General features: G+C 72.0%; 19 protein-coding genes. 11 read left to right on the top strand and 8 right to left on the bottom strand.

The annotated features are described in order from the left end of the window. Nucleotides 1–65: 65 nt before the first annotated feature. From ACGF3C_RS28735 to ACGF3C_RS28715, 5 genes are read right to left on the bottom strand one after another with little or no spacing between them, the layout of a single operon-like run. On the bottom strand, nt 66–446 hold the full coding sequence (locus tag ACGF3C_RS28735) for a DUF742 domain-containing protein (protein ID WP_357232905.1): 381 nt from the start codon (nt 444–446) through the stop codon (nt 66–68). Then, nucleotides 424–873 (bottom strand): roadblock/LC7 domain-containing protein, encoded by a 450-nt coding sequence (locus ACGF3C_RS28730; protein ID WP_355006158.1) that lies wholly within the window; start codon nt 871–873, stop codon nt 424–426. The genes ACGF3C_RS28735 and ACGF3C_RS28730 overlap by 23 nt, the downstream gene beginning before the upstream one ends. Further along, a complete protein-coding gene (locus ACGF3C_RS28725) occupies nt 870–2,822 on the bottom strand; it encodes a nitrate- and nitrite sensing domain-containing protein (protein WP_393226787.1) in 1,953 nt (650 codons plus the stop codon). The genes ACGF3C_RS28730 and ACGF3C_RS28725 overlap by 4 nt, the downstream gene beginning before the upstream one ends. Continuing rightward, nucleotides 2,819–5,380: a LuxR C-terminal-related transcriptional regulator gene (locus ACGF3C_RS28720; RefSeq protein ID WP_393226785.1), complete on the bottom strand. Its 2,562-nt coding sequence runs from the start codon at nt 5,378–5,380 to the stop codon at nt 2,819–2,821. Before ACGF3C_RS28720 ends, ACGF3C_RS28725 begins: the two co-directional genes overlap by 4 nt. Nucleotides 5,381–5,385: 5 nt before the next feature. Then, nucleotides 5,386–6,645 carry an Hsp70 family protein gene (locus ACGF3C_RS28715; protein ID WP_393226783.1) on the bottom strand — a complete coding sequence of 420 codons (1,260 nt, stop codon included), beginning with the start codon at nt 6,643–6,645 and terminating at the stop codon, nt 5,386–5,388. Between the two features lie 301 nt (nt 6,646–6,946). On the opposite strand from ACGF3C_RS28715, the gene ACGF3C_RS28710 reads away from it, so the two are divergent. From ACGF3C_RS28710 to ACGF3C_RS28700, 3 genes are all read left to right on the top strand, one after another. Continuing rightward, a complete protein-coding gene (locus tag ACGF3C_RS28710) occupies nt 6,947–7,831 on the top strand; it encodes an IniB N-terminal domain-containing protein (protein WP_393226781.1) in 885 nt (294 codons plus the stop codon). 196 nt (nt 7,832–8,027) lie between these two features. Beyond that, the gene (locus tag ACGF3C_RS28705; protein WP_393226779.1) at nt 8,028–9,803 is read left to right on the top strand and encodes a dynamin family protein; all 1,776 of its coding nucleotides are present in this window, start codon (nt 8,028–8,030) and stop codon (nt 9,801–9,803) included. Continuing rightward, a complete protein-coding gene (locus ACGF3C_RS28700; RefSeq protein ID WP_357230698.1) occupies nt 9,800–11,260 on the top strand; it encodes a hypothetical protein in 1,461 nt (486 codons plus the stop codon). The genes ACGF3C_RS28705 and ACGF3C_RS28700 overlap by 4 nt, the downstream gene beginning before the upstream one ends. A 99-nt stretch (nt 11,261–11,359) precedes the next feature. Here ACGF3C_RS28700 and ACGF3C_RS28695 read toward each other — a convergent pair whose 3' ends face one another. Continuing rightward, complete coding sequence (locus tag ACGF3C_RS28695; protein WP_357205816.1) at nt 11,360–11,650, bottom strand: DUF1540 domain-containing protein; 291 nt, start codon at nt 11,648–11,650, stop codon at nt 11,360–11,362. Nucleotides 11,651–11,995: 345 nt separating this feature from the next. On the opposite strand from ACGF3C_RS28695, the gene ACGF3C_RS28690 reads away from it, so the two are divergent. The 3 genes from ACGF3C_RS28690 (at nt 11,996) to ACGF3C_RS28680 (ending at nt 17,458) form a co-directional block, all read left to right on the top strand. After that, nucleotides 11,996–15,943 carry a ThuA domain-containing protein gene (locus ACGF3C_RS28690; protein ID WP_393226777.1) on the top strand — a complete coding sequence of 1,316 codons (3,948 nt, stop codon included), beginning with the start codon at nt 11,996–11,998 and terminating at the stop codon, nt 15,941–15,943. Between the two features lie 94 nt (nt 15,944–16,037). Next, nucleotides 16,038–16,385: a PadR family transcriptional regulator gene (locus ACGF3C_RS28685; RefSeq protein WP_357232187.1), complete on the top strand. Its 348-nt coding sequence runs from the start codon at nt 16,038–16,040 to the stop codon at nt 16,383–16,385. Continuing rightward, on the top strand, nt 16,382–17,458 hold the full coding sequence (locus tag ACGF3C_RS28680) for a hypothetical protein (RefSeq protein WP_393226775.1): 1,077 nt from the start codon (nt 16,382–16,384) through the stop codon (nt 17,456–17,458). Before ACGF3C_RS28685 ends, ACGF3C_RS28680 begins: the two co-directional genes overlap by 4 nt. 13 nt (nt 17,459–17,471) lie before the next feature. Here the strand turns inward: ACGF3C_RS28680 and ACGF3C_RS28675 are convergent, their stop codons facing one another. After that, nucleotides 17,472–17,828, bottom strand: coding sequence for a hypothetical protein (locus ACGF3C_RS28675; RefSeq protein ID WP_393226773.1), 357 nt, complete (start codon nt 17,826–17,828; stop codon nt 17,472–17,474). Nucleotides 17,829–17,884: 56 nt separating this feature from the next. Between ACGF3C_RS28675 and ACGF3C_RS28670 the strand changes: the two genes are divergently transcribed. Next, nucleotides 17,885–18,337, top strand: coding sequence for a MarR family transcriptional regulator (locus tag ACGF3C_RS28670; protein ID WP_357232196.1), 453 nt, complete (start codon nt 17,885–17,887; stop codon nt 18,335–18,337). 35 nt (nt 18,338–18,372) lie between these two features. Here the strand turns inward: ACGF3C_RS28670 and ACGF3C_RS28665 are convergent, their stop codons facing one another. Continuing rightward, a complete protein-coding gene (locus ACGF3C_RS28665) occupies nt 18,373–18,867 on the bottom strand; it encodes a septum formation initiator (protein WP_393226771.1) in 495 nt (164 codons plus the stop codon). A gap of 102 nt (nt 18,868–18,969) precedes the next feature. On the opposite strand from ACGF3C_RS28665, the gene ACGF3C_RS28660 reads away from it, so the two are divergent. The 4 genes from ACGF3C_RS28660 (at nt 18,970) to ACGF3C_RS28645 (ending at nt 22,174) form a co-directional block, all read left to right on the top strand. After that, nucleotides 18,970–19,665, top strand: a complete 696-nt coding sequence (locus tag ACGF3C_RS28660; protein WP_357232202.1) for a response regulator transcription factor — start codon at nt 18,970–18,972, stop codon at nt 19,663–19,665. Then, a complete protein-coding gene (locus tag ACGF3C_RS28655; RefSeq protein WP_393226769.1) occupies nt 19,662–20,948 on the top strand; it encodes an ATP-binding protein in 1,287 nt (428 codons plus the stop codon). Before ACGF3C_RS28660 ends, ACGF3C_RS28655 begins: the two co-directional genes overlap by 4 nt. Before the next feature lie 28 nt (nt 20,949–20,976). After that, nucleotides 20,977–21,531, top strand: coding sequence for a DUF5872 domain-containing protein (locus ACGF3C_RS28650; RefSeq protein WP_355006138.1), 555 nt, complete (start codon nt 20,977–20,979; stop codon nt 21,529–21,531). A gap of 106 nt (nt 21,532–21,637) precedes the next feature. After that, nucleotides 21,638–22,174, top strand: coding sequence for a PepSY domain-containing protein (locus ACGF3C_RS28645; RefSeq protein ID WP_393226767.1), 537 nt, complete (start codon nt 21,638–21,640; stop codon nt 22,172–22,174). Nucleotides 22,175–22,239 lie beyond the last annotated feature (65 nt).

The raw sequence follows: 22,239 nt of genomic DNA, 5'->3' as shown, positions 1-22,239 counted from the left end.
CTCTTTCAGTTCGTCGCCGGGTGCGTGCCCGCGATCCGTCCGGGTCGCGGGTGGCGGCTGCCCGGTCACAACCCGCGAAGCCCGACGAGTATCGCCTCGAGCAGGTCCTCGGTCGGCAGCTCCGACAGGATCGGCGGTTCGTGCGTCTCGATCAGCCCGGCCGCGAGCAGGTCACCGAGCAGCACCCGGACCGTCCCCAGCGGAAGATCCAACTCGGCACCCACCTCGGCCACCGACAATGGATGGTGGCACAGCTCGACGATCCGCGCCTGTTCGGGGAAGAGCGGTGTGGGAGGCGTGACCCCTCGCCGGGCGACGACCAGCGAGATCAGGTCGAACTGGCCGCGTGCGGGCGCGGTACGCCCCCCGGTCATCGTGTAGGGCCGGGCGACCGGGCCCGCGTCGTCGTCGTACCACGCCTCGTCAGTGGCGCCGCTGGAGTGCACCTGTGTCCCCGATCGTCACCGAGGAGGCCGGGCCCAGCGTGATCGGCAGGTGCTGCTCGGCCTGCCCCACGAAGAGTGCCACCTCGTACGCCATGTCACCGACCTCGACGTCGTCACCGGCGATCCGCACGGTGAGGATGGTCCCGTTCGGGATGGTGGCGATGAACAGGAACGCTCGCGACATCTGCACCACGACCTGACGCAGCTCACCCGCCTCACAGGTCCGGGTGGCGGCCAGTCCCAACGCGATCAGTCCGGCGACCACGCCGGAGATCTGCTCGGCCAGCTTCGCCCCCACCCGCCGCGAGCCACCGAGCGGCAGCCCGTCCGGTGAGAGCACCACCGCGAACTCCGCACCGTGCACCCGGTCGACCAGGTCGTTCAGGGCGTCGGTCAGGCCGCCCTCGGTGACCACTGCAGACGTCATTGTTGTCTCCTCGCTGTTCTGGCGACCGGCAACTCAACCGTGTCGAGGCTGGTCCTGACGTGTTCCGGGCCGTTCGGCCCGGGGTGGCGGACCCGCGTCGGCAGCGCGCCGTTGCCGACGGGGTCGGTCAGGTCGGCGCCGGTGTGGGCCGGTGGGTACGGGCTGTCGGGTGGTGCGTGGGCCGGGATACCGCCGGTGCCGGTGACCGTGATCAGCCGGGAGGGTAGGAGCACGACAGCGGCCGTCCCGCCGCGCCGGCTGGGGCGCAGCGAGACGTGGGCACCGCATCGGTCGGCCAGTACGGCGGCCGCGTACCAGCCAGCGCGGCCCGCGGGCGGGCCGTCCGGCGGCGGACTGCCGAGCAGGTGGTTCGCCTCGGCCAGCGCGCCGGGGTCCAGGCCCGGCCCGTCGTCGACGACGATCACGGCACATCCCTGCGGTCGCTGTTCGCCGCTGACCCGGACGGTGGTCTCCGCCCCGGAGAAGGCCAGCGCGTTCTCGATCAGCTCCGCCAGCAGGTGGATGACGTCCGTGACGGTCGGGCCCGCGAGCGACCACGGCCAGTGGGGCGCGATCAGGACCCGGTGGTAGTCCGGCACCTCGGCGACCGCGCCGCGCGCCACGTCGAGCAGTGGCACCGGGCGTCGCCAGCGGCGGGCGGGTGTCGCGCCGGCCAGGGTGATCAGCTTCTCCACGTTGCGGCGGACCCGGGTGGTGAGGTGGTCGAGTTGGAACAGCTCGCCGGTCTCCTCGGTGGACCGTTCCCGACGTTGCATCCCGTCCAGCAGGCTGAGCTGGTCGCGCAGCAGGACCTGGTTGCGTCGGGTCAACCCCAGGAACAGCTCCCGCTCGGTGTCAACCTCCGGCGTCGCCGGGGCCGGGGGTGGGGCCGGCGTGCCCGGCATCGGAGCCGGGAGGCCGGCGTCGCTCCCGATCAGTTCGTCGGTCAGGCGTCGGACGGTCCCCGCCCAGCTCAGCAGGAGCACGAGCACGACGATGAGGCCGAGCCCCACGATGGCCCCGGTACGCGCGATGAGCATGGCGGCACCGGGGGTGGCCCGCTCGACGCTGCCGCGGGCGGTGTTCGTCACCATTGTCTGCAGCGCGCCGAGGGCGGCGTCCGCCGCGGCCCGCCAGTCCTGGACGGTGAGACCGGCCAGGGCGTTGGCGGCGCCGCCCTGGAGCAGCAGCCGGTCCTCCAGGGCGAGCAGGGCCGCGAACTCGGGGCCGGCCGCGAGGTTCTGATGCGCGGCCCGGCCGTCGGGCGGGAGCCCGGCTGCGGCCTCGGTGTGCGCGTACCGCTGGATGCTGACCAGCGCAGTCAGCCGGCGCTGCTCGTCGGCCCCGAGCCGCGCGGCGGCCAGGCCCGCGCTGACCGCTGTGTCCTCCCGGGCGAGCAACTCCCGGGCGCGGGCCAGCGCGATCACCGCGCGGGTGTCGGCGGCCAACCCGCTCTCGTACGCGCCCCACTCCGGGCCGTACACCCCGAAGGCGATGTCGATGACCTCGTCGTACCCGTCGACTGCCGCGCCCTGGTCGAGCCGCCCGGTGTCGACCCGGGACCGGGTCGTGCCCAGGCCGTCGAGCCGGCGGACCAGCTCGCCGGCCCGGTCGCGGACGGTGCCGGCGCTGAGCAGCCGAAGGTCGCGGCCCTTGGTGAACTCGCGGATCTCGGCGGCGGCCCGGTCGGTGCCGTCGCGGGCCCCGACCAGCGCGGGCGTCGCCCGCCCCGCCCCGGCGATCGTCTCGGCGGTGATCCGGCGTTCCGTCTGGAGGCTCAGGATCAGGCGGTCGATGGGCTGGCCCAGCGTGTCCGCCAGTGCCCGGACGCGCAGCAGGTCGACGGCGTCCTGGCTGGACACGTAGGCCGCGTACGACCAGAGCGTGACCAGCACGGCGGCCAGCACGGCCAGCCTGGTCCGGATCAGCCGGACGTCGTCACGGGTCATCGGGTCGCCCGCTGCGGCCATGGTTGCCCGGCCGTGTCGCTGGCCCGGTCGGCGACGAGGGTGCGCAGCAGCGCCAGCAGTTCGGTGCGGTTGGCGCAGTTGAGCCGGTTACGCATCCGCGCCACGTGGTGTTCGACGGTCTTGGCCGAGATGAAGAGCCGATCGCCGATCTCCCGGTAGGTCAATCCGGCGAGCACCAGCTCGGCGACCTCGTACTCGCGGTCGCTCAGGCCGTGTTGGGTGGGGCCGGCGACCCGCGCCGTGCTCGCACCGGTCGTCGGTGTCTGCCCGCTCTGCCCGCCGGAGGGCCGCCCCTGCAACGCTCGGGCGCATTCCAGCAGGGTGGTCATCGCCCGTCGGTCCGCGGTGCGGATGGCGGCCTGCCCGGCGAGGCGGGCGCCGTCCCAGCACAACCCGGTGTCGTGCAGCCCCCGGGCGGCGGCCTCCACCCGCATCGGGTCGACGACACCCCGGAGCACCTCCACCCAGCTCTCCGCGGCTGCGGCGACCACTGCCGCGTACCGGCTGTGGCCAGCGGCGGCCAGCAACGCCGTGACGTGTCCGTCGGCGATTGTCGGCTCGCCGGTCAGGATGGCGGCGTGCAGCCCGCTCCAGTGCAGCGGAACACTCCACAATGGTGGATTGTCGAGGCGGTCGAGGAGCTCACGCCCCTGGTGCAGGTACGGCTCCAGCCGGGCCAGGTCACCCAGCCGTGCGCCCGCGATGGCCAGCTCACCCAACGGCAGCAGGGTGAACAGGTCGACGGGGTGCCGCACCACGGCCTCCAGCGCCTGCTCCCAACCACGCTTGAGCGCCCCGAGGTCACTGTTGCGCCGGCCGATGCCCATCCGGATCGCGGCGGCGAAGAGCTGGTCGCGCGACTCCAGTGGCCGCCCGTCGAGCGTCACAGTGGCGAGCCGCTCGCCGGCGGCGTGGATCTCACCACGGACCATCAGGATCCAGGCCTGCAACAGCCGGTGGCGGCGGGCCATCAGCGGGCCGCCGACACCGGCGCCCAGGGCGCGGTGCAGCACCCGCTCGGCGATTTCCAGCTCACCGCAGTGCACCGCGGTCAACGCGGCGAGTGCCGCCGGGCTGTCCGGCAGCAGCGCCGCCCGGCCGTCCGGCTCCAGCAGCGCGGCGGCCTGCACGAGCGCGGAGAGCGCGGCGGTCGGCGGGCCTGTCACGCTCTCCCGTACACCGTTGGCCATCAGTCGGGCGGCGCTGGCGTGCAGGGTCGGGGGTTCGCCCGCCGGGTCGCCCGCCGGTGACTCGGTGCTGGCGGCCGGGTCACCGATGGCCAACCCGCCGACGATGGCGAACGCCGCCGCCGAGGCGGTGCCCGACCACCGGAACAGCTCGACGCTGCGACCGATGTGACCACGGTGGGCCAGGGCGGTGGCGGCGACCACGGCCGCCTCGGAGCGATCCGGGGGAGCGGCCGTGGCCAGGAGTCGGTCCGCCAGCCGAAGCGCGTCGTCGAGGTCACCGGCGAGCGCGGCGGCGAGCGCCTGCCGCGCGTTGGGCGGCCGGCCGGCCGCCGTGGCCGCCGCGAACAGCTCGGCGGCGAACGCCGGCTCGTCGGCCAGCGCCTCGTCCGCCGCAGCGGCCAGGGTCGCGGCCGGGCAGTCGCCGAGCGCGCCGAGTGCGAGCAGGGAACGGACCAGCGGCAGCACCGCGCCACCCCGGGCGAGCTGCAACTCGGTGAGCCCCCGCCAGACCGCTGTCCGCTCGGTGGTGGGGCTGAGTGTCGCGACGGCCCGCCGGACGATCGGTGCGAGCCTGCCGTCCGCGCCGAGCAGCCCGGCCGCCCTGGTCGTGGCGATCAGTTCGTCCACTCCGGCCGGGTCCCGGCCCAGCAGCGCGCCGAGCATGCTCACCGGCAGCGCCCCGCCGGCCGCGACAGCGAGCAGCAGTCGCCGTACCCCGGCGGGCTGGACGTCCAGGTCCGGCCCGAACTCGAGGATGACGGAGCGGGGTGGGTCCACCGTGCCGGTCCGGGTCTCCGCGCCGGCCAGGCCGCGGGCCAGCCGTGCCACGTCCCGGGGTACGCCGGCGGTCTGCGTGTGGACGAAGTCGACCAGGTCGGCCGGGCGGCCCAGCTCGGGCGTGGTGGCGAGATGGGCGGCGGTCTGCTCCCTGGTGAACGGTGTGAGCAGCACGGCCTGCCCGTCGCGTCGCAGAGCGTCGACCAGCTCACTGAACGCCGCTGAACGGGGCCACGGTCGGTGGGCGACCACCAGCCGGTGTCGCCGGCCCGCGACCAGACGCAGCAGCGCTTCGGTCCGTGCGTCGTCGAGCAGGTGCGCGTCGTCGACCAGCACCACCGTGTCGGGGTCGACCGGCTCATCCGGCTCCGGGGCGGCCGTGCGGACGGCGATCCCGGCGCGCTGGTGAACGCGCTCCAGCTCGGTGAGGAACGCGGTCTTTCCGTGACCGGCCGGGCCGGCGACGCCGACGGCGAGTGGGCCGCTCGGGTCCTGCGCGACCGTGTCCAGTAGCGCCTGCAACCCCCTGTCCAGGATCAACCCTGGTGCGGCGAGGTCATTCATGATCATCGGGGTCATCCTTCGCGTCCGCGGCCGCGGGCCAGCGCCAGGCGGGACGGCTTCGGCAGTTCCAGTGGGAGGACCCGGACCGGGGGCCGCGGTGGCGGATCGCCCGGAACGGTGTGATGAGCGCGGCGTGGTGCCGGGAGGGTGGCCTGCCCGGCGCCGCTGACCGGGGCCGGAACTCGGGCCGGCGCCGGCTGGCGAGGGCGTGGTGACACCACCTGGCAGGCGGCCATCGCCGCCCCGGTGGCGGCGGTCAACTGTGCGTCCGGCTCCACCTCGACGGGCACCGCGAGAGCCGCGCCGATCAGTTCGGTCACCAGCGGGACCCGGGTGGAGCCGCCAGCAAGCAGGACGCCGTCGAGCTGCGCCGGGGTCAGGTCGGCACTGCGCACGGCCCGGAGCAGGAGGTCGACGGTGGCCTGCACCGTCGGGCGGATCATGGCCTCGAACTGCGCCCGGGTCACCGGCACCCGCGCCGGGCCGCTCGGCAGGGTCAGCACCACGTCGGCCGTGAGGTCGACGGTCAGCACCCGCTTGACCCGGTCACACTCCGCGCGCAGCCCGCGCAGGGCGGCCTGGGCCCCGCGACGCCCGGTCGCGGCCAACTCTCGAGCCAGCACGGTACGGGCATGCTCGGCGAGCGCCTCGTCGAAGTCGGCGCCACCGATCGAGTCGAGACCCTGCGGGGTGCCGAACGTCTCGTACGTGCCGCGCGGGGTGCGGCGCACCAGAGCCGCCTCGAAACTGTTGCCCCCGAGGGCGTAGACAACGGCAGTGCTTCCCGCGAACCCCCGAGCGGCGTGGCTTTCGGCGACGGTGACCGTGCGGGGCAGCAACGTCACGTGCCGTAGGCCGAGGTCCGACAGGGCCCGGTGCAGCACCTCCCGTCGGTAGGGGCGCCACCCTGCCGGGTGGCTGAGCACGATCGCCTCGGCCGCCCCACCCTCCAGGGCGTGGACCCGCTCGACCACCCACGCCGCCAGTTCGGCGGTCAGCGTCTGCGGCGCGCACGGCTCGCCGCCGAGCAGCACCGGCACGTCGTCGCCGATCCGGTGGACGAAGTCCCGGGTGGTGCGGCTGCCGTCGTCGGTCACCGGCTCGCCGACGCGCAGCGAACCGTCCTCGACCAGGCACAGCACCGAAGGAATGAGAGGTGAGCCGGCGCTCAGTGGGACGGCTTCGGGACGGGTCCAGGTCGCGCCGCGTCGCCGTGCGACGGCGGCGGCGGTGTTGCTGCTTCCGATGTCTATCCCCAGGACGTACGGCATCGTCTCTGTCTCTCCCCGTGAGTCAGCCGGTCGGTGGCGATGGCGTCGGCTGCCCGACGACCCACCCCCGGCGAACCCCGCGGGCTCCTACGTTCGTACCAGAGATCAGTCCCTGGTCGGGACCCTAATCTCGACGGGATGGTTTCCCCCTGTCCCCCTAACGTACGAGGTGGCGCAGCCCCTAGTTCAACCGGCCCGGATGCGGGCTCAGCCCCGATGCCCGGGGGTGAGCCCCGGCAATAGCGTCGTCACTGTCGACGTACGACACCCCGCCAATGCCACATCCGAGGAGAACCGGCACATGGACTCGCAGCAGACGCTCCACGACTTCGTGCTCGACCTACTGACGAACCCGGATGCGCGGTCGGCCTTCGACCTCGACCCCGAGGGCGCGTTGCGGGGCGCCGGGCTCACCGACATCACCGCTGCGGACGTGCAGGACGTCGTACCGCTGGTCGTCGACTACGCGCCGGGTGCCGGTCTCGCGCCGTTGGCCTCGCCGGTCGGGCAGCTCGGGCTGGACCCGCTGCTCACCGACACCACCGACGTGGTGGGTCAGTTGCAGAGCGTGGCGCAGCAGATCAGCGTCACCAGCTCGCCCAGTGGCGTGGACGTCAAGGCCGGCGTGCTCGGCGCCATCGCTGTCGACCCGTCGACCGCCGCCGCCGGGGTCACCGTGCTGCCGGGCATCGGTCTGGGTGTCGGCCCGTCCGGCCTCGACACCGACCTGGCCGGTGTCTCCGACGTGGCGCACACCCTCGACGCCGACGTGGTGCAGCCGGTGGACGCGATCGCGGACCCGGTGCTCGGGGACGTCACCGGCACCGTCGGAGACCCGAGCGGTCTGCTCGGCGTCGCTGACTCGAACCTGATCGGCGGCGACCTGACCGGCGGTGTCCTCTCCGGCACCCACGGTCAGCTCGGCGGGGTCGTCAGCTCCCTCGGTGTCGACGACACCCTTGGCGGGCTGGGCCTCGGGCACGGCGACGGCATCGTCGGCGGGGTCCCGCCGCTCGACGTTTCGTCGACGGTGGGCGGCGTGACGCACCAGGTGGACAGCCTCCTCCCCGGTGTCACCGACACGGTCGGTGACGTGACCGGTGGGGTCACCGATGGTGTGCTCGGCGGCGACTCGCACGCCTCGTCCGATCACGGGCTGCTGGGTATCACCGGCGGTCTGCTCTGATCCGGATCTCCGGTCGGAGCGGAGGGCCGGATCGTCTCGGGCGATCCGGCCCTTCCCGGTTCCACATCCGGTCCCTCTTGATAATTGAGCCGAAATCCGCACACTTGGTGCGGTGATGGCCGGGATCTGGTTGGACGTGCTGGACGAAATTGCCCGCACGTGCAGTGCACACGGTCGCGGTGACCTCCTTCAGACGGTGCGGCAGAAGCGCGCGCAACTGCTGGACCCGACGCTGCGTGTCCTGGTCATCGGCGAGCCGAACCAGGGCAAGAGTCAGCTGATCAACGCGATCATCAACGCTCCGGCCTGCCCGGTCGGCGACGGCCGGACGACAATCCTGCCGACCGTGGTGCGGCACGCAGAGGCCCCCACCGCGGCGGTGGCGCAGGCGCCACCATCAGCCCCGGGGCACCCCACCGGCGCCGCCGACGCGGTGGCCGTCGAGCGGACCCCGCTGGCGCTCAACCAGGTAGCGGCGGGCGTGGCCGGCCTGGTCGGTCGTCGGCCGGGCGGCGGCCCGGCGTACGTCGAGATCGGAGTGCCCCGTGCGCTGCTCGGTGCCGGGTTGGTGCTGGTGGACACTCCCGGCGCCGACGAGGTCGCCGGCATCGGCGCCGCCGCTTCGGTCGCCGCGCCAGCCCGCGCGGACACCGTGCTGCTGGTCTCCGACTCCACTCGGGAGTTGTCGGTCGCCGAGCTGAACATGCTGCTGCACATCACGCGTTCGCATCCGAACGTGGTGGTGGTGCAGAGCAAGACCGATCTGGTGGCGGACTGGCGGACTGTCGCCGAGCGCAACCGGCAGCACCTGGCCGAGGCGGGGCTTCCGGCGACGCTGATCCCGGTTTCGGCGGCGCTGCGGCTGCGCGCGGCCGCCGCCGACGACCGTGGGCTCAACGCCGAGTCGGGCTTCCCCGCGTTGATCGCCCGCCTGCAAGGTGACCTGGCCGGCAAGGCCGATCACCTGGCCCGGGCGGCGGTGCAGACGGTGGCCCGGACGGTGGTGGAGCAGTTGGCCGCGCCGCTGCGCGCCGAGTTGGCGACCCAGGAGGCCGAGGAGCAGTCCGGGCCGATCTCCCGTCTGCACGCGGCGCAGCGCGAGGTCGACGAGTTGCGCCGGTGCTCCACCCGGTGGCAGAACACGCTGACCGACGAGATCACCGATCTGCTCGCCGACCTTGAGTACGACCTGCGTGACCGGACCAGACAGATCCTGCGCGCGGTGGACGAGGCGTTCGACACCGCGGACCCGTTGGTCGCCTGGGACACCTTCCAGGACTGGCTGGAGCGCAGCCTGGTGGAGGCGGCGGAGGCGAACCACGAGTGGCTGATCCAGCGCTGTGACTGGATCGCCCGGCGGGTTGCCGCCAACTTCGACAGGTACGGCTACGACGTGCTGCCGCCCTGGTCGATGACGATGCCGGACGACATCGGCGAGCGACTGCCCGACCTGCAACGGCCGACGATCGACAGGTTCACCACCGGTCAGAAGCTGTTCACCGGCATGAAGGGCTCGTACGGCGGCATGCTGATGTTCGGTCTGGCGACCACCCTGGCCGGCATGCCGATGATCAATCCGGTTTCGGTCGGCATCGGGGCGCTCTTCGGCGGCAAGAGCATCCGTGACGAGAGCAAGCAGTTGCTCCGTCGGCGGCAGGCGACGGTCAAGACGGCCATCCAGCGGCATGTCGACGATTTCTTCGTCCGGATCATCCGAGACTGCCGCGACGCCGCCCGGCAGGTGCAGCGGATGCTGCGCGACCACTTCACGGGGCTGACCGAGGAGCTGCAGGAGGCCATCGTGCAGTCGTTCCGCAGCGCGAAGCAGGAGGCCGACACCGATGCCTCGGTGCGCGAGCAGCGGCAGCGCGAGATCCGGCTGAAGATGACCAGGTTGGCTGCGGTGTACGAGCAGGCTCAGCAGTTGACCGGTGCCCGTTCCGCCCCGCTGCTGTTGGAGCCGCAGGCATGACTGTGGGAGTGCGCCTGGACGAGGCGGCGTGGGGGTTGCTGCACCAGGCCATCGAGCTGTACCAGGACAATCCCCGGGCCGTCGCCGAGCTTCGGCAACAGGTGGCCAGGTTGGAGCAGCCGTTGCGGATCGCCATCGTCGGTCCGTGGCGATCGGGTAAGTCGACGGTGCTCAACGCGTTGATGGGCGAGGAGGTCGCGCCGGTCGAGCGGGCGGACGGGGCCTTCACCTGGTACGAGGACGGTGCCGCGCCGCGTGCCACCGCCTACCCGGTCGGGCAGCCACCGCAGGAGTTGGCGGTGGTGAAGTCGGCGACCGGGCTGCGGGTGGATCTGGGCTGGGGCGCGGGGGAGGTGCGGGACATCGTCGTGCGGTGGCCGACGCGGGCGCTGCGGCAGATCACCCTGATCGACACTCCGGCGGTCACCGGTGGCGTCGAGCAGGGCCGGGTGCCGGTGTTGGAGCGGGTGTTGCGCGACTCGGACGCGGTGCTGTACCTGACCCGTGACGGTCGCGACAGCGACCTGCGCGTGCTGGAGTCCGCACGGGACAGTGCCGTCGGGCAGTCCGCTCCGGTCAACGTGATCATGGTGCTGTCCCGCGCCGACGAGACCGGTGGCGGCCGGATTGACGGTCTGCTCACTGCCCGCCAGCTCGCTCGCCGGCACTACCGCGACCCGAGGGTGAACGCGCTCAGCGTCAACGTCGTGGCGTGCAGCGGCATGATCGGCCTGGCCGGTCGTCTGCTCGGTGAATCCGACTTCGCCGCGCTCGCGACAGTGGCTCAGGTGCCCCGGGCGGAGCTGGACGCCCACCTCATCTCCGCCGACCGCTTCCTCCGCGGCGAGCTGCCGGTACGGCTGGACACCGAGGTGCGCGACGCGCTGCTGGGCCGGTTCGGGCTCTTCGGTGTCCGGCTGGCGGCGACGCTGGTGCGCAGCGGGTTCGACAGCCGGGTGAAGCTCTCCGCCGAGTTGATTCGGCGAAGTGGTCTCACCGAGCTGCGTGAGTCGGTGACGCGGTCCTTCATCGATCGCCGCGACGCCCTCAAGGCGCGGTCCGCGCTGGCCGCGGTGGAGGCGCTGCTGCGGGCCGAGCCGACTCGGGGCTCCGCCGAGCTGGTCGGCGCGGTGGAGCAGATCCTCGCCGGCGCGCACGAGTTCCGGGAGCTGCGCCTTCTGGTGGCGCTGCGGAACACCCGGCTGGGGTTCGACGCGGAGCTGGCTGCCGAGGCGCAACGGCTGGTCGGCGGTGACGGGGTGGGCCTCGCGGCTCGGCTCGGTGTCGAGCATGAGGCCGACGTGCGGCAACTCTGGGAGGTCGCGGCCGAGGCGCAGTGGCGGTGGCGGGACCGGGCGGAGGATCCTCTGCTCCCGCTGGCGCAGCGCCGCGGCGCTCAGGTCGTCGTCCGCAGTTGCGAGGGGATGATCGCCGAGCTGGCCGCGGGCGGGCGCTGAGCACCTGCCGGCACGCCGATGGTCGTCCCCGCGTAGCCGGTATCCGACGCTGATGAGGGACGGCGGTGGAGGCCGTCCCTCACTCGCGTCGCGCCGGGATCAGCGCGGCTCGTACGTCTGACAGTCCGCGATGTCCTGACCCGGACCCACCCGGATGGACGGCGCGTGGCACTCCAGCTCGGCGTTGTGCTGACAGTCGGACCGCTTGCAGGCACCGACCTGGGCGATGACGCGGTCCAGCCCGCCCTTCGCCGAGGTGTCGATGAACGTGGCGCAGCTGGCGTTCTGCTGCCCGATGGTGATGGCGAACGCGTGGCAGCCGTCGTGGTTGTAGCCGCAGTCGGTGACTGTGCACTCGTGTACCCGCGGCATCTCCAGCATGTCGGTCATGACGATCTCGCTTCCGTCGGTGGCACCGGGTCATCTCCATACCCGGCTCCGACCGGACAATTCCCTATCTTTTGGGGTCGTTTGTGTAGGCCAGCCTTGCCTAACCACTAATGCCGGCGACTCAGGCACCGGAGCCCTCGGACTGTGGTTCGTGGCCCGAAAACCGTTATTCGATCTCACTTCACACAGTCGTCCGTGACCTGCGGAGATAACGCTCTCACGGATGCTGGGAGAGTGCTTGACGCGCCCGTGATCCGACCGCAACGATGCATTCACATGTCTCGTCCCACCACCGCCTGGCGTGATCGGCGCACGCCGTCCCCCGCACCGCGAAAGGACCCCACTGTGCGCAGATCCCTGAGATCGTGGCTCGGCCTCGCGCTGAGCGCGATCCTCGTGGCGGGCGGCATCGTCGCCTCGCCACCCACTGCCAGTGCCGCACCGTTCACCGTGCTGGTCTTCAGCAAGACCGCCGGGTTCCGGCACGGATCCATCACCCCGGGCATCGCCGCGATCCAGCAACTCGGTGCGGCAAACGGCTTCACCGTCGAGGCCACCGAGGACGCCGCCCAGTTCACCGACGCCAACCTGGACCGGTTCGCCGCGGTGATCTGGCTCTCCACCACCGGTGACGTTCTCAACGCCGCCCAGCAGGCCGCGTTCGAGCGCTACATCACCGGCGGCGGTGGGTACGTCGGCGTGCACTCCGCCTCCGACACCGAGTACGACTGGCCCTGGTGCGGGGGACTGGTCGGGGCGTACTTCGCCTCGCACCCGGCCGAGCAGAACGTCACGGTCAAGGTCGCCGACCAGGTGCACCCGTCCACAGCGGGGCTGCCGCAGCGGTGGAGCCGGTTCGACGAGTTGTACAACTACCGGACCAACCCCCGGGGCAACGCGCACGTGCTGGCCACCCTGGACGAGACCACCTACACCGGCGGCAGCATGGGTGCCGACCACCCGATCTCCTGGTGCCAGAACTACTCCGGCGGTCGAGCCTGGTACACCGGCCTCGGCCACACCGACGCGTCGTACACCGAGGCGAACTTCCGTCAGCACCTGCTCGGCGGCATCCGGACGGCCGCCGGCGCGGTCGACGCCGACTGTGGCCCCACCGTCACCAGCAGCTTCCAGCAGGTGGAGCTGGCCAAGGGCGCGGCCGAGACCGGCGAGCCGATGAGCCTCACCGTCCTGCCCGACCGGGGCGTGCTGCACACCTCCCGCAACGGCGTGATCCGGCACACCGACGCCGCCGGCAACACCAAGATCGCCGCCACCCTGCCGGTCTACACCGGCGACGAAGAGGGTTTGCAGGGCATCAAGGCCGACCCGAACTTCGCCACCAACCGCTGGGTGTACGCGTACTTCGCCCCACCACTGAGCACCCCTGGCGGTGGTGCGCCCGCCGAGGGCACGCCGGCTCAATTCGCCGTCTGGGAGGGTGTCAACCGGCTGGCCCGGTTCACGGTGAACGCGGACAACACCATCAACCTGGCGAGCGAGACGTTGATCCTGAACGTGCCGACCAGCCGGGGCATGTGCTGCCACGTCGGCGGCGACATGGACTTCGACGCGGCCGGCAACCTCTACCTGTCCACAGGTGACGACACCAACCCGTTCGACTCGGCCGGCTTCACCCCGATCGACGAGCGGGCGGGCCGTAACCCGGCGTTCGACGCGCAGCGCACCTCGGCGAACAGCAACGACCTGCGCGGCAAGGTTCTCCGGATCAAGCCGAGCGCGGCCGGCGGCTACACCATCCCGGCCGGCAACATGTTCGCCCCGGGCACCGCGCGGACCCGCCCGGAGGTCTACGCGATGGGCTTCCGCAACCCGTTCCGGATGAGCGTGGACAAGGCCACCGGCATCGTCTACCTCGGTGACTACGGCCCCGACGCGGGCACCGCCGACCCGAACCGGGGGCCGGCGGGCAACGTCGAGTTCGCCCGGATCGACAGGCCGGGCTTCTACGGCTGGCCGTACTGCACCGCCCGCAACGACGCCTACAACGACTACACCTTCCCGTCCGGCCCGTCCGGGGCGAAGTTCAACTGCGCCGGTGGGCCGGTGAACAACTCACCAAACAACACCGGCATCACCCAGCTGCCGCCGGCCGTTCCGGCCTGGTTGCCGTACGGTGGCTCCGGCTCGCCGCCGGAGTTCACCGGCGGTGGCCTCTCGCCGATGGGCGGCCCGGTCTACCGGTACGACCGCAACAGCACCTCGCCCGTGGCGTTCCCCGAGTACTACGACGGGACCTACTTCGCCGGTGAGTTCGGTCGCCGCTGGATCAAGAACATCAAGCTCGACGCGTCCGGCCAACCGCTGAAGATCAACCCGTTCCCGTGGACCGGCACCCAGGTCATGGACATGGAGTTCGGCCCGGACGGCGCGCTCTACGTGCTGGACTACGGCACCGGCTGGTTCAACGGCGACGCCAACTCGGCGCTCTACCGCATCGAGTACGCCCGCGAGGGCAGAGCACCCGTCGCCAGGGTCTCGGCCACCCCGACCAGTGGCACCGCGCCGCTGACGGTGGCCTTCTCCTCGGCCGGCACCCTCGACCCGGACGGGGACCCGTTCACCTACGCCTGGGACTTCGACAACAACGGCACCACCGACTCGACCGCGGCGAACCCGAGCTTCACGTACACCACGAACGGGACCCGAAGCCCGACGCTGACGGTCCGGGACACCACCGGAAAGACAGCCACCGCGAGCGTGGTCGTCACTGTCGGCAACAGCGCCCCGGTGGTCACCGTCAACACCCCGTTGAACGGGCAGACCTTCACCTTCGGGGACGCCGTGCCGTTCTCCGTGACTGTCACCGACGCCCAGGACGGCGCGATCAACTGCGCCCGGGTGAAGGTGAACTACGTCCTCGGCCACGACTCGCACGGCCACCAGCTCGGCAGCGTGCAGGGCTGCACCGGGGTCATCCAGACCTCGAAGGACGGCGAGCACGACGCGGCGGCGAACATCTTCGGCATCATCGACGCCGAGTACACCGACCTGGGTGGAGGTGGCCAGCCGGCGCTGACCACACACACCCAGGCCGTCCTGCAACCTCGGGTACGCCAGGCCGAGCACTTCGGTGACTCGTCCGGCATCCAGATCGTCGCCGGGGCAGCGGGCAACGGCGGCGCGGCGGTCGGCTACGTCGACAACAACGACTGGATCTCGTTCCGCCCGTACAACCTGACCGGCGTCCAGTCGTTCAGCGCCCGGGTCGGCGCACCGGCCGGTGGCGGCGGCACGTTGGAGTTGCGGGTCGACTCGCCCACCGGCCCGCTCGTCGGTTCGGCCACCGTCACCTCCACCGGCGGGTACGCCAACTTCGCCACGGTCACCGGTGGGGTCACCGCCCCGACCGGCACCCGGACCCTGTTCCTGGTCTTCAAGGGCACCGGCCCGTACTTCGACATCGACGAGTTCACCCTCTCCACCAGCCCCGGCGGTCCCGGGCCTGACCCGGACCCGGACCCCGATCCGGAGCCGGGCGCCAACCTGGCCCGGGGCAAGCCGGCGCGCGCGTCCAGCTTCGAGGGCGCGTTCACCGCGGCGAACGCGTTCGACGGCGTGGCCGGGACCCGGTGGGGCAGCGCCTTCGGGGACCCACAGTGGATCGACGTGGACCTCGGCGCCTCGTACGCCATCAACCGGGTCAAGCTGACCTGGGAGGCGGCGTACGGCAGTGGCTACCAGATCCAGACCTCGCCGGACGGGGTCAACTTCACCACGATCCGCACGGTGACCGGTGGCGACGGTGGGGTGGACGACCTGACCGGGCTCAGCGGGTCCGGCCGGTACATCCGGCTCCTCGGCACCACCCGGGGGACCGCCTGGGGCTACTCGCTGTTCGAGTTCGAGGTGTACGGCGGCGGCGGTGGAACCGGTCCGCCCGGCGGCAACCTGCTGCTGAACAAGCCGACGTCGACGTCCAGCAACGAGGGGGCCGACGTGTCCGGCGCCCAGGCGGTCGACGGCAGCCTCACCACCCGCTGGTCGAGCACGTTCTCCGACCCGCAGTGGATCCGCGTCGACCTCGGCAGCCCCACCGCGATCGGTCGGGTCAAGCTGAGCTGGGAGGCGGCGTACAGCAGCGCGTACCAGATCCAGACGTCGAACGACGGCACCACCTGGACCACGGTGAAGACGGTGACCGGGGCCGACGGCGGCGTGGACGAGCACACCGCCCTCGGCGCCAACGGCCGCTACCTGCGGATCCTTGGCACGGCTCGGGGCACCGGATATGGCCACTCGCTCTGGGAGTTGGAGGCCTACGCCAGCTGAACCACCACCGATGACGTGGCCGGCACGGGGATCCGTGCCGGCCACGTTCGTTCACGGCCTTGTATATACCGTCTATCGGTATATGCTCCCTGGCATGGCTGAGGCTCCACTGCGGGAACCAACGTTCCTGGTGCTCACCGCGCTGGCGGAGGCGCCCATGCACGGGTACGCCGTCATCGAGGACGTGCAGCGCATCTCCGACGGCCGGGTGCGCCTGCGCGCCGGCACCCTCTACGCCGCCCTCGACCGACTCCGCGCCGACGGCCTCATCGAGGTCGAGCGCGAGGAGGTGGTGCAGTCCCGACTGCGCCGCTACTACCGCCTCACCGCGTTGGGCGCGCGGCGGCTCAGCGAAGAGGCGGCCCGCCTGCGACACAACGCGGACGCCGCTCGGGTGCGGCTGCGCCGCGGCGGCCTACTGACCGACGGGGGTGCGGCGTGAGCGGCGACAAGCTGGAGCGCGGTTACCGGCGACTGCTGACCGTCTATCCCTGGGAACACCGTCGGGTGTACGAGGACGAGATGCTGGCCGTGCTCCTCGCCGGTGCGCGACCGGGTCAGCGGCGACCTGATGCCGCCGACGTGCGGAATCTGATCGGTGCCGGCCTGCGGGCGCGGCTGCGGGTGGGCGCACGGGGGTTCACCGAGCCGAGCTGGGCCGACGCGGCGACGGTGACCGGCCTGCTGGTCGGACTCGTCCTGCTGGCGTTCGCCAGCAAGACGCTGCTCGATCAGCTCGTCCGCGCGCCGGGCCTGCCGCCCGGGTTCGCGCCGAGAGGTCCGGATCTCGTCGACTGGCTGCGCGTCGCGGGCTGGGCGGGCGTCTGTGCCGCGGCGCTGGTCGGGTGGCGTTGGCTCGCCGCCGGTCTGGCCTGGGCCGGCGTGCTCGGCTGGGGTGCGCTCGTCGCCCCGCAGACCAGTGGCAACCCGACGTACGTGGTGGACATGCTGCCGCAGCTCGCCCTCGCCGTGGTGGGTGCCGCCGCGCTCACCGTGCCGGCACCGCGTCGCCGGGCGATCGCGCTGCTGGGCGTACGTCGACTGCTGGCACTGGTGCTCGCGCCAACCGCGATGGTCGCGCTGTTGGTGGCGAACCGGGTGGGTAGTCCCACGTTCAGTTTCGTCGATGGGGTGTCCTACCAGGTCTTCTATGGTCTTGAGGCGAGCAGTGAGGTCGTTCTCTGGCTCTACGTCGCGGGCCTGGCGGCCGCCGCGTCGGCCATGGTGATCGCGGTGGCCACGCTCACTCCGGAGGTACGCCGACGGATCGTCGTCATGCTCCTGCCCGTGGTGGCCCTCGCCCTGGTGATCGACAGCGCCCTGGCCGGGTGGGTCACCTCGACGATGAACATGGGGCACGCCATCCCCCTGGTGCCGGCGCAGTGGGCGATGCTGGTGCTGGTCGCGCCGGTGACCTTCCTGGCCGGGGCGTTGCTCGTGCGACGTCGGGAGGAGACCCTGCGCATGGTCGCCCTCGGCCGCAACGCGGACCGTGGGCAGTCGATGGGTGAGTGAGGCGAAGGGCTGCTCATCCGAATGAGGGTCTGCTGTCACCTTCGCGGAACACCGCTCGGCTGAGGTAGTGCCGGGACTGCCGATCGAAGCTTTCGAGCAGATCACGGGCAGCGGGCGGGACAACGGAGGTTGACGGCTCGCCGCCGGTGAAGGCCGCCACCGCAGCGAAGTCGGCGAAAGTCATCGCGGTGAGAAATTCGCTGCCCTTGGCGGGATCCAGCTCCTGCGAGGAACGGCGCAGAACCCGAAGCTCCTGTAGCCCAGCCACGCCCCGGGCGAGGATCGCGGGCGCGATGTCCTGCGTCAACAACCGCTCGTAGGCGTCAGCGAGAGCGGGCTGCGTCCATCCGCTCCACAGTCGAAGAATCATGACAGTATGCTGTCATTGCAGTAGTAGGGTGTCAATCTTCCGGTAAGGTCCAGCCGGTGGAAGAACGCAAGCAGGACCGGGTCGGCGCCTACCGTCTGCTGATGGCCGACGTGTACGAACTGGCAGGCGAGTCCCGGCGCTCAAGCGAGGATCTCGCCCGGGAAGAGGGACAGACTGCCGCCCGTTGGCACGTGATGAGCGTGCTCTCCGACGGCTCCCGCACCGTCGCGAGTGCGGCACGCAGACTCGGCCTCGCTCGGCAGAGCGTGCAGCGGGTGGTCGACGACCTGGCCCACGCCGGGATGGTGGAGTTGCACGACAACCCCGATCACCGCCGCGCGCCGCTCGTGACACTCACGGAAGCGGGGCGCGTCACGCTCACCAGACTCGTGAAGCGCTCGGACGCTGACCGCCGCGATGCCGTGGACCGAGCCGGCCTCAGCCTTAACGATCTTGATAATGCTCGCGCGACACTGCGGAGGTTGGTGGACGCCCTGCGGAGTCGGTAAACCGTCCGACATCCACCTCGAGCGCCCGCGGGTCGTCAGTCGTCGGCGACGGCCACCGGCTCCGAGCCGATGCAGCGCACCTTCAACTCGTACTCCCGGGTCGCCCCCTGGAACGTGACCTCGACGTCGTCGTCCGGGCCCCGGTCCACGTCGCGGACCCGGTAGCCCTGCGCGGGCGCCCAGGAGACGAGGCGTACGCCGCCGACGCCGCACTCGGCGACGGCAGTGCCGCCGTCGGTGGCGAACCCCCGGCGGGCCCCGGAGGTGGCGCTCGGCGCGGCGCTCGTCGTGCCCGGCGGGGCCGAGGCGGCGCCTGTCGGGGCCGAGGCGGTGCCCGTCGTGCCCGGTCCGGCCGTGGGCACCGGCTCTGGTGAGGCGAGGGCCCGCTCGATATCGGCCTCGCTGCGCACCCCACCCGGGGTGCCGGTGAGACTTTCGCCCACCAACCGGATCGCGCCCAGGCCGATCACTGTGGCGATGGCAGCGGTCGCCACCCACCCGGTGGCGACGAGGATCGAACGACGGCCCATCCCCTGACTATCCCCGATCCGTCCTTGTCGTCAGCACATCCGAACGCTAAGGCGTGGTTAACGTACGCGGCGTCGACGGTGGCAGCGGTTAGCCTGCCAGCTGTGGCCCGCCTGTTGCTCATCGAGGACGACCTGACGATCCGTACCCCACTGATCCGGGCCCTGCGCGAACGCGGCCACGCGGTCGCGGCGGCCTCGACCGCGATGGCCGGGCTCCGCGACGCGCTGGAGGACCGGCCCGACCTCGTCGTGCTCGACCTGGGCCTGCCCGACCTGGACGGCCGCGAGCTGCTGCGGATGTTGCGCGCGGTCAGCGCGGTGCCGGTCATCGTGGCCACCGCGCGCGACGACGAGACCGAGATCGTCCGGGTGCTCGACGCGGGCGCCGACGACTACGTGGTCAAACCGTTCACCGCGGCGCAGCTCGACGCCCGCGTCCGGGCGGTGCTGCGGCGGGGCCCCTCCGGCGCCGAAGGGCAGGTCCCGGCGCTGGTTGTCGGTGGGCTCCGCGTCGACCCCCGGGCGCGGCAGGTGACCCTGGACGGGGTCGCGGTCGAGCTGACGCCCCGTGAGTTCGATCTGCTGCACCACCTCGCCGGCCGGCCGGGCCAGGTGGTCACCAAACGTGAGCTGCTCACGGAGGTGTGGCAGATCCCGTACGGCGGTGCCGACAAGACCGTCGACGTGCACCTGTCCTGGTTGCGTCGCAAGTTGGGGGAGAACGCCCAACAGCCTCGCTACCTGCACACGGTGCGTGGTGTCGGGGTGCGTCTGGAAGCCCCGGCGGCGCAGCCGTGAGGGCGCGTCTCGCGCTGCTGGTCGCCGCGGTCAGCGTCCTGACCCTCATCGCGTTCCTGGTGCCGTTGGCGTTGCTGGTGCGCACCGTCGCCGAGGACCGGGCCACCGTGCGGGCCACCGCCGACGCGCAGAGCCTGGTGCCGGTGGTCGGCACCGCCGACGCGGCGACCATCCGGCTCACCGTCGAGCAACTCGCCGCGGAGTCAGGTCGACCGGTGAGCGTCTTCCTGCCCGACGGCACGGTGCTCGGCGCCCAGACACCGCGTACGCCCGCGGTGGCCCTCGCAGCGCGCGGACAGAGCCTCACCGGTGAGTCGGCGGCCGGCCGGGAGGTGGTCATCGCCGTGCAGGGCCGGGCGGACGGCACCGGCGTGATCCGGATCGCGGTGCCGCAGCACGAGCTGACCGCCGGGGTCACCCGGGCCTGGCTGGTGCTGGCGCTGCTCGGCGTGATCCTCGTGCTGATCGGGCTGCTGGTCGCCGACCGGCTGGCGCGCACCCTGGTCCGGCCGATCAGCGACCTCTCGGCCGTCTCACACCGGCTGGCCAACGCCGAACTGGACGCCCGCGTCACGCCGGCCGGCCCGCCCGAACTACGCGAGGTGGCCGGCGCGCTCAACCACCTCGCCACCCGGATCCAGGTGCTCCTGGTGCAGGAACGCGAACAGGTCGCTGACCTGTCCCACCAGCTGCGTACGCCGCTGACCGCGTTGCGGCTGGAGGCGGAGTCGTTGCGTGACCCGGACGACGCCGCCCGGATCACCGCCGCCGCCGACGGGCTCGAACGCGCGGTCACCGGGCTGATCCGGCAGGCCCGGTGGCGGCACGCACCGGCGCAACCGGCCTCCTCGGACGCGGCGGCGATCGTCGCCGACCGGGTCGCGTTCTGGTCGGTGCTGGCCGAGGACACCGGCCGGGCCGTCACCCTCGACCTGACGCCCGGCCCTCTCCCCGTCGGTGTGGCCGCCGACAACCTGACGGCGGCCGTGGACGCCCTGCTCGGCAACGTCTTCGCGCACACGCCCGACGAGACGCCGTTCGCCGTCCGGCTCGCCCGTGAGGCGGGCGAGGTGGTCCTCACCGTCGCCGACGAGGGGCCGGGCATGCCCGCCGGGGCGATCCGGCGGGGCGCCAGCGCGGCCGGGTCCACCGGCCTCGGCCTGGACATCGCCCGGCGTGCCGCGCAGGCCGCCGGCGGTCGACTGGACGTGCGGGCCGGCCCGCGCGGCGGCGCGCAGGTGCTGCTCCGGCTCGGACCGTCGACGTCGCCAGGGGACGCATAGGCCCGGCGGTGCCGGGTAGCTGCCAGTCATGGCGCGGTATACGAAACCCGAGCTCAGAGAGCAGATCAAGGAAGAGATCCAGGCCTCCGACAAGGGCGGCAAGCCGGGGCAGTGGTCGGCGCGCAAGTCGCAGCTGGTCACGCAGGAGTACAAGCGGCGCGGCGGCGGATTCCTGGGTCAAAAGGACGAACGGCAGAAGGCGCTCCAGCGCTGGGGCAACGAGAAGTGGCAGACGAAAGAGGGCGACGCCCGGGCGCGCAAGGACGGCACGACGAGTCGCTACCTGCCCAAGAAGGCATGGGACGAGATGTCGGAGAGCCAGAAGCGGGCGACCGACACGAAGAAGCGGGAAGCCTCTCGAACGGGCAAGCAGTACGTCGCCAACACCGGACCGGCCAAACGGGCGCGTCGGGACGCCACAACGGCCGGCCGGATGACGGAGATGTCGGTCGCGGAGGCGGCCAAGCTGGTCCGTGGCCTCGACACCCGACAGCTCAAGACCGCGTTGCGTAACGAGCGCGCCAGCAAGGACCGCAAGACGCTCGTCCAGCGGCTGGAAGCCGAACTCAACCGACGCGGCTGACCCGGCCCTCGACCGCCTTAACCCGGCCTTAGCATCCCGACAGCGCGGTGCTATCCCGATCTGGCCGATCCTCGGAGTCGACAACCGAGGAAAGGTGGACACCACGATGAAGCGCACCAATCTGCTTCTGGCGTCGGTCGGCGGGTCGGCGGTGCTGGCGGTGGCCGGGGTCGCGCTCGGCGTCAACGCCGCGAACGACTCGCGGACCGGCGGCACGGCACTCGCCGCGGCAACCGTCGCGCCGACCGCCACCGACGAGCCGGCAATCACCGGTACGCCGTCAGTCGGCACCCCATCGGGTACGCCGTCGAGCGCAACGCCGTCCGGTACGCCGTCGACCGGCGGCGCGCCCGGGGGTAGCGCGGTCGACGAGAAGCGCGCCGGTGAGATCGCGCTCGCCAAGGCCGGTGGCGGTCAGATCGTCGAGGTCGAAGCCGAGAAGGAGAACGGCCGACCGGTGTGGAGCGTCGAGATCGTCGCTGGCGACACCGAGCACGAGGTGGACGTCGACCGGGACAACGGCTCGGTGGTCAAGGCCGAGCAGGAGCCGGTCGACGCTGACGACGACAACGACGACGACGACAACGACGACGACGACAACGACGACGACGACAACGACGACGACGACAACGACGACGACTGAGCGCGGTCGCCGCTCACCCCGGGTGCTGCGGTGAGCGGCGGCGCGTTGTGACGCGGTGGTCGGAC

The sequence above is a fragment of the Micromonospora sp. NPDC047762 genome (assembly GCF_043204655.1).
GTDB lineage: Bacteria > Actinomycetota > Actinomycetes > Mycobacteriales > Micromonosporaceae > Micromonospora.
Note: the sequence above shows the minus strand (reverse complement) of the source record. Positions and strands in the feature narration are given on the sequence as shown.

Excerpts from the sequence above, each read along its gene's own strand:
- ACGF3C_RS28650 (WP_355006138.1), top strand. The coding sequence starts at position 20,977 with ATGGCGCGGTATACGAAACCCGAGCTCAGAGAGCAGATCAAGGAAGAG.
- ACGF3C_RS28725 (WP_393226787.1), bottom strand. The coding sequence starts at position 2,822 with ATGACCCGTGACGACGTCCGGCTGATCCGGACCAGGCTGGCCGTGCTG.
- ACGF3C_RS28665 (WP_393226771.1), bottom strand. The coding sequence starts at position 18,867 with ATGGGCCGTCGTTCGATCCTCGTCGCCACCGGGTGGGTGGCGACCGCT.
- ACGF3C_RS28645 (WP_393226767.1), top strand. The coding sequence starts at position 21,638 with ATGAAGCGCACCAATCTGCTTCTGGCGTCGGTCGGCGGGTCGGCGGTG.
- ACGF3C_RS28695 (WP_357205816.1), bottom strand. The coding sequence starts at position 11,650 with ATGACCGACATGCTGGAGATGCCGCGGGTACACGAGTGCACAGTCACC.
- ACGF3C_RS28715 (WP_393226783.1), bottom strand. The coding sequence starts at position 6,645 with ATGCCGTACGTCCTGGGGATAGACATCGGAAGCAGCAACACCGCCGCC.
- ACGF3C_RS28730 (WP_355006158.1), bottom strand. The coding sequence starts at position 873 with ATGACGTCTGCAGTGGTCACCGAGGGCGGCCTGACCGACGCCCTGAAC.
- ACGF3C_RS28710 (WP_393226781.1), top strand. The coding sequence starts at position 6,947 with ATGGACTCGCAGCAGACGCTCCACGACTTCGTGCTCGACCTACTGACG.
- ACGF3C_RS28720 (WP_393226785.1), bottom strand. The coding sequence starts at position 5,380 with ATGATCATGAATGACCTCGCCGCACCAGGGTTGATCCTGGACAGGGGG.
- ACGF3C_RS28685 (WP_357232187.1), top strand. The coding sequence starts at position 16,038 with ATGGCTGAGGCTCCACTGCGGGAACCAACGTTCCTGGTGCTCACCGCG.
- ACGF3C_RS28700 (WP_357230698.1), top strand. The coding sequence starts at position 9,800 with ATGACTGTGGGAGTGCGCCTGGACGAGGCGGCGTGGGGGTTGCTGCAC.
- ACGF3C_RS28675 (WP_393226773.1), bottom strand. The coding sequence starts at position 17,828 with ATGATTCTTCGACTGTGGAGCGGATGGACGCAGCCCGCTCTCGCTGAC.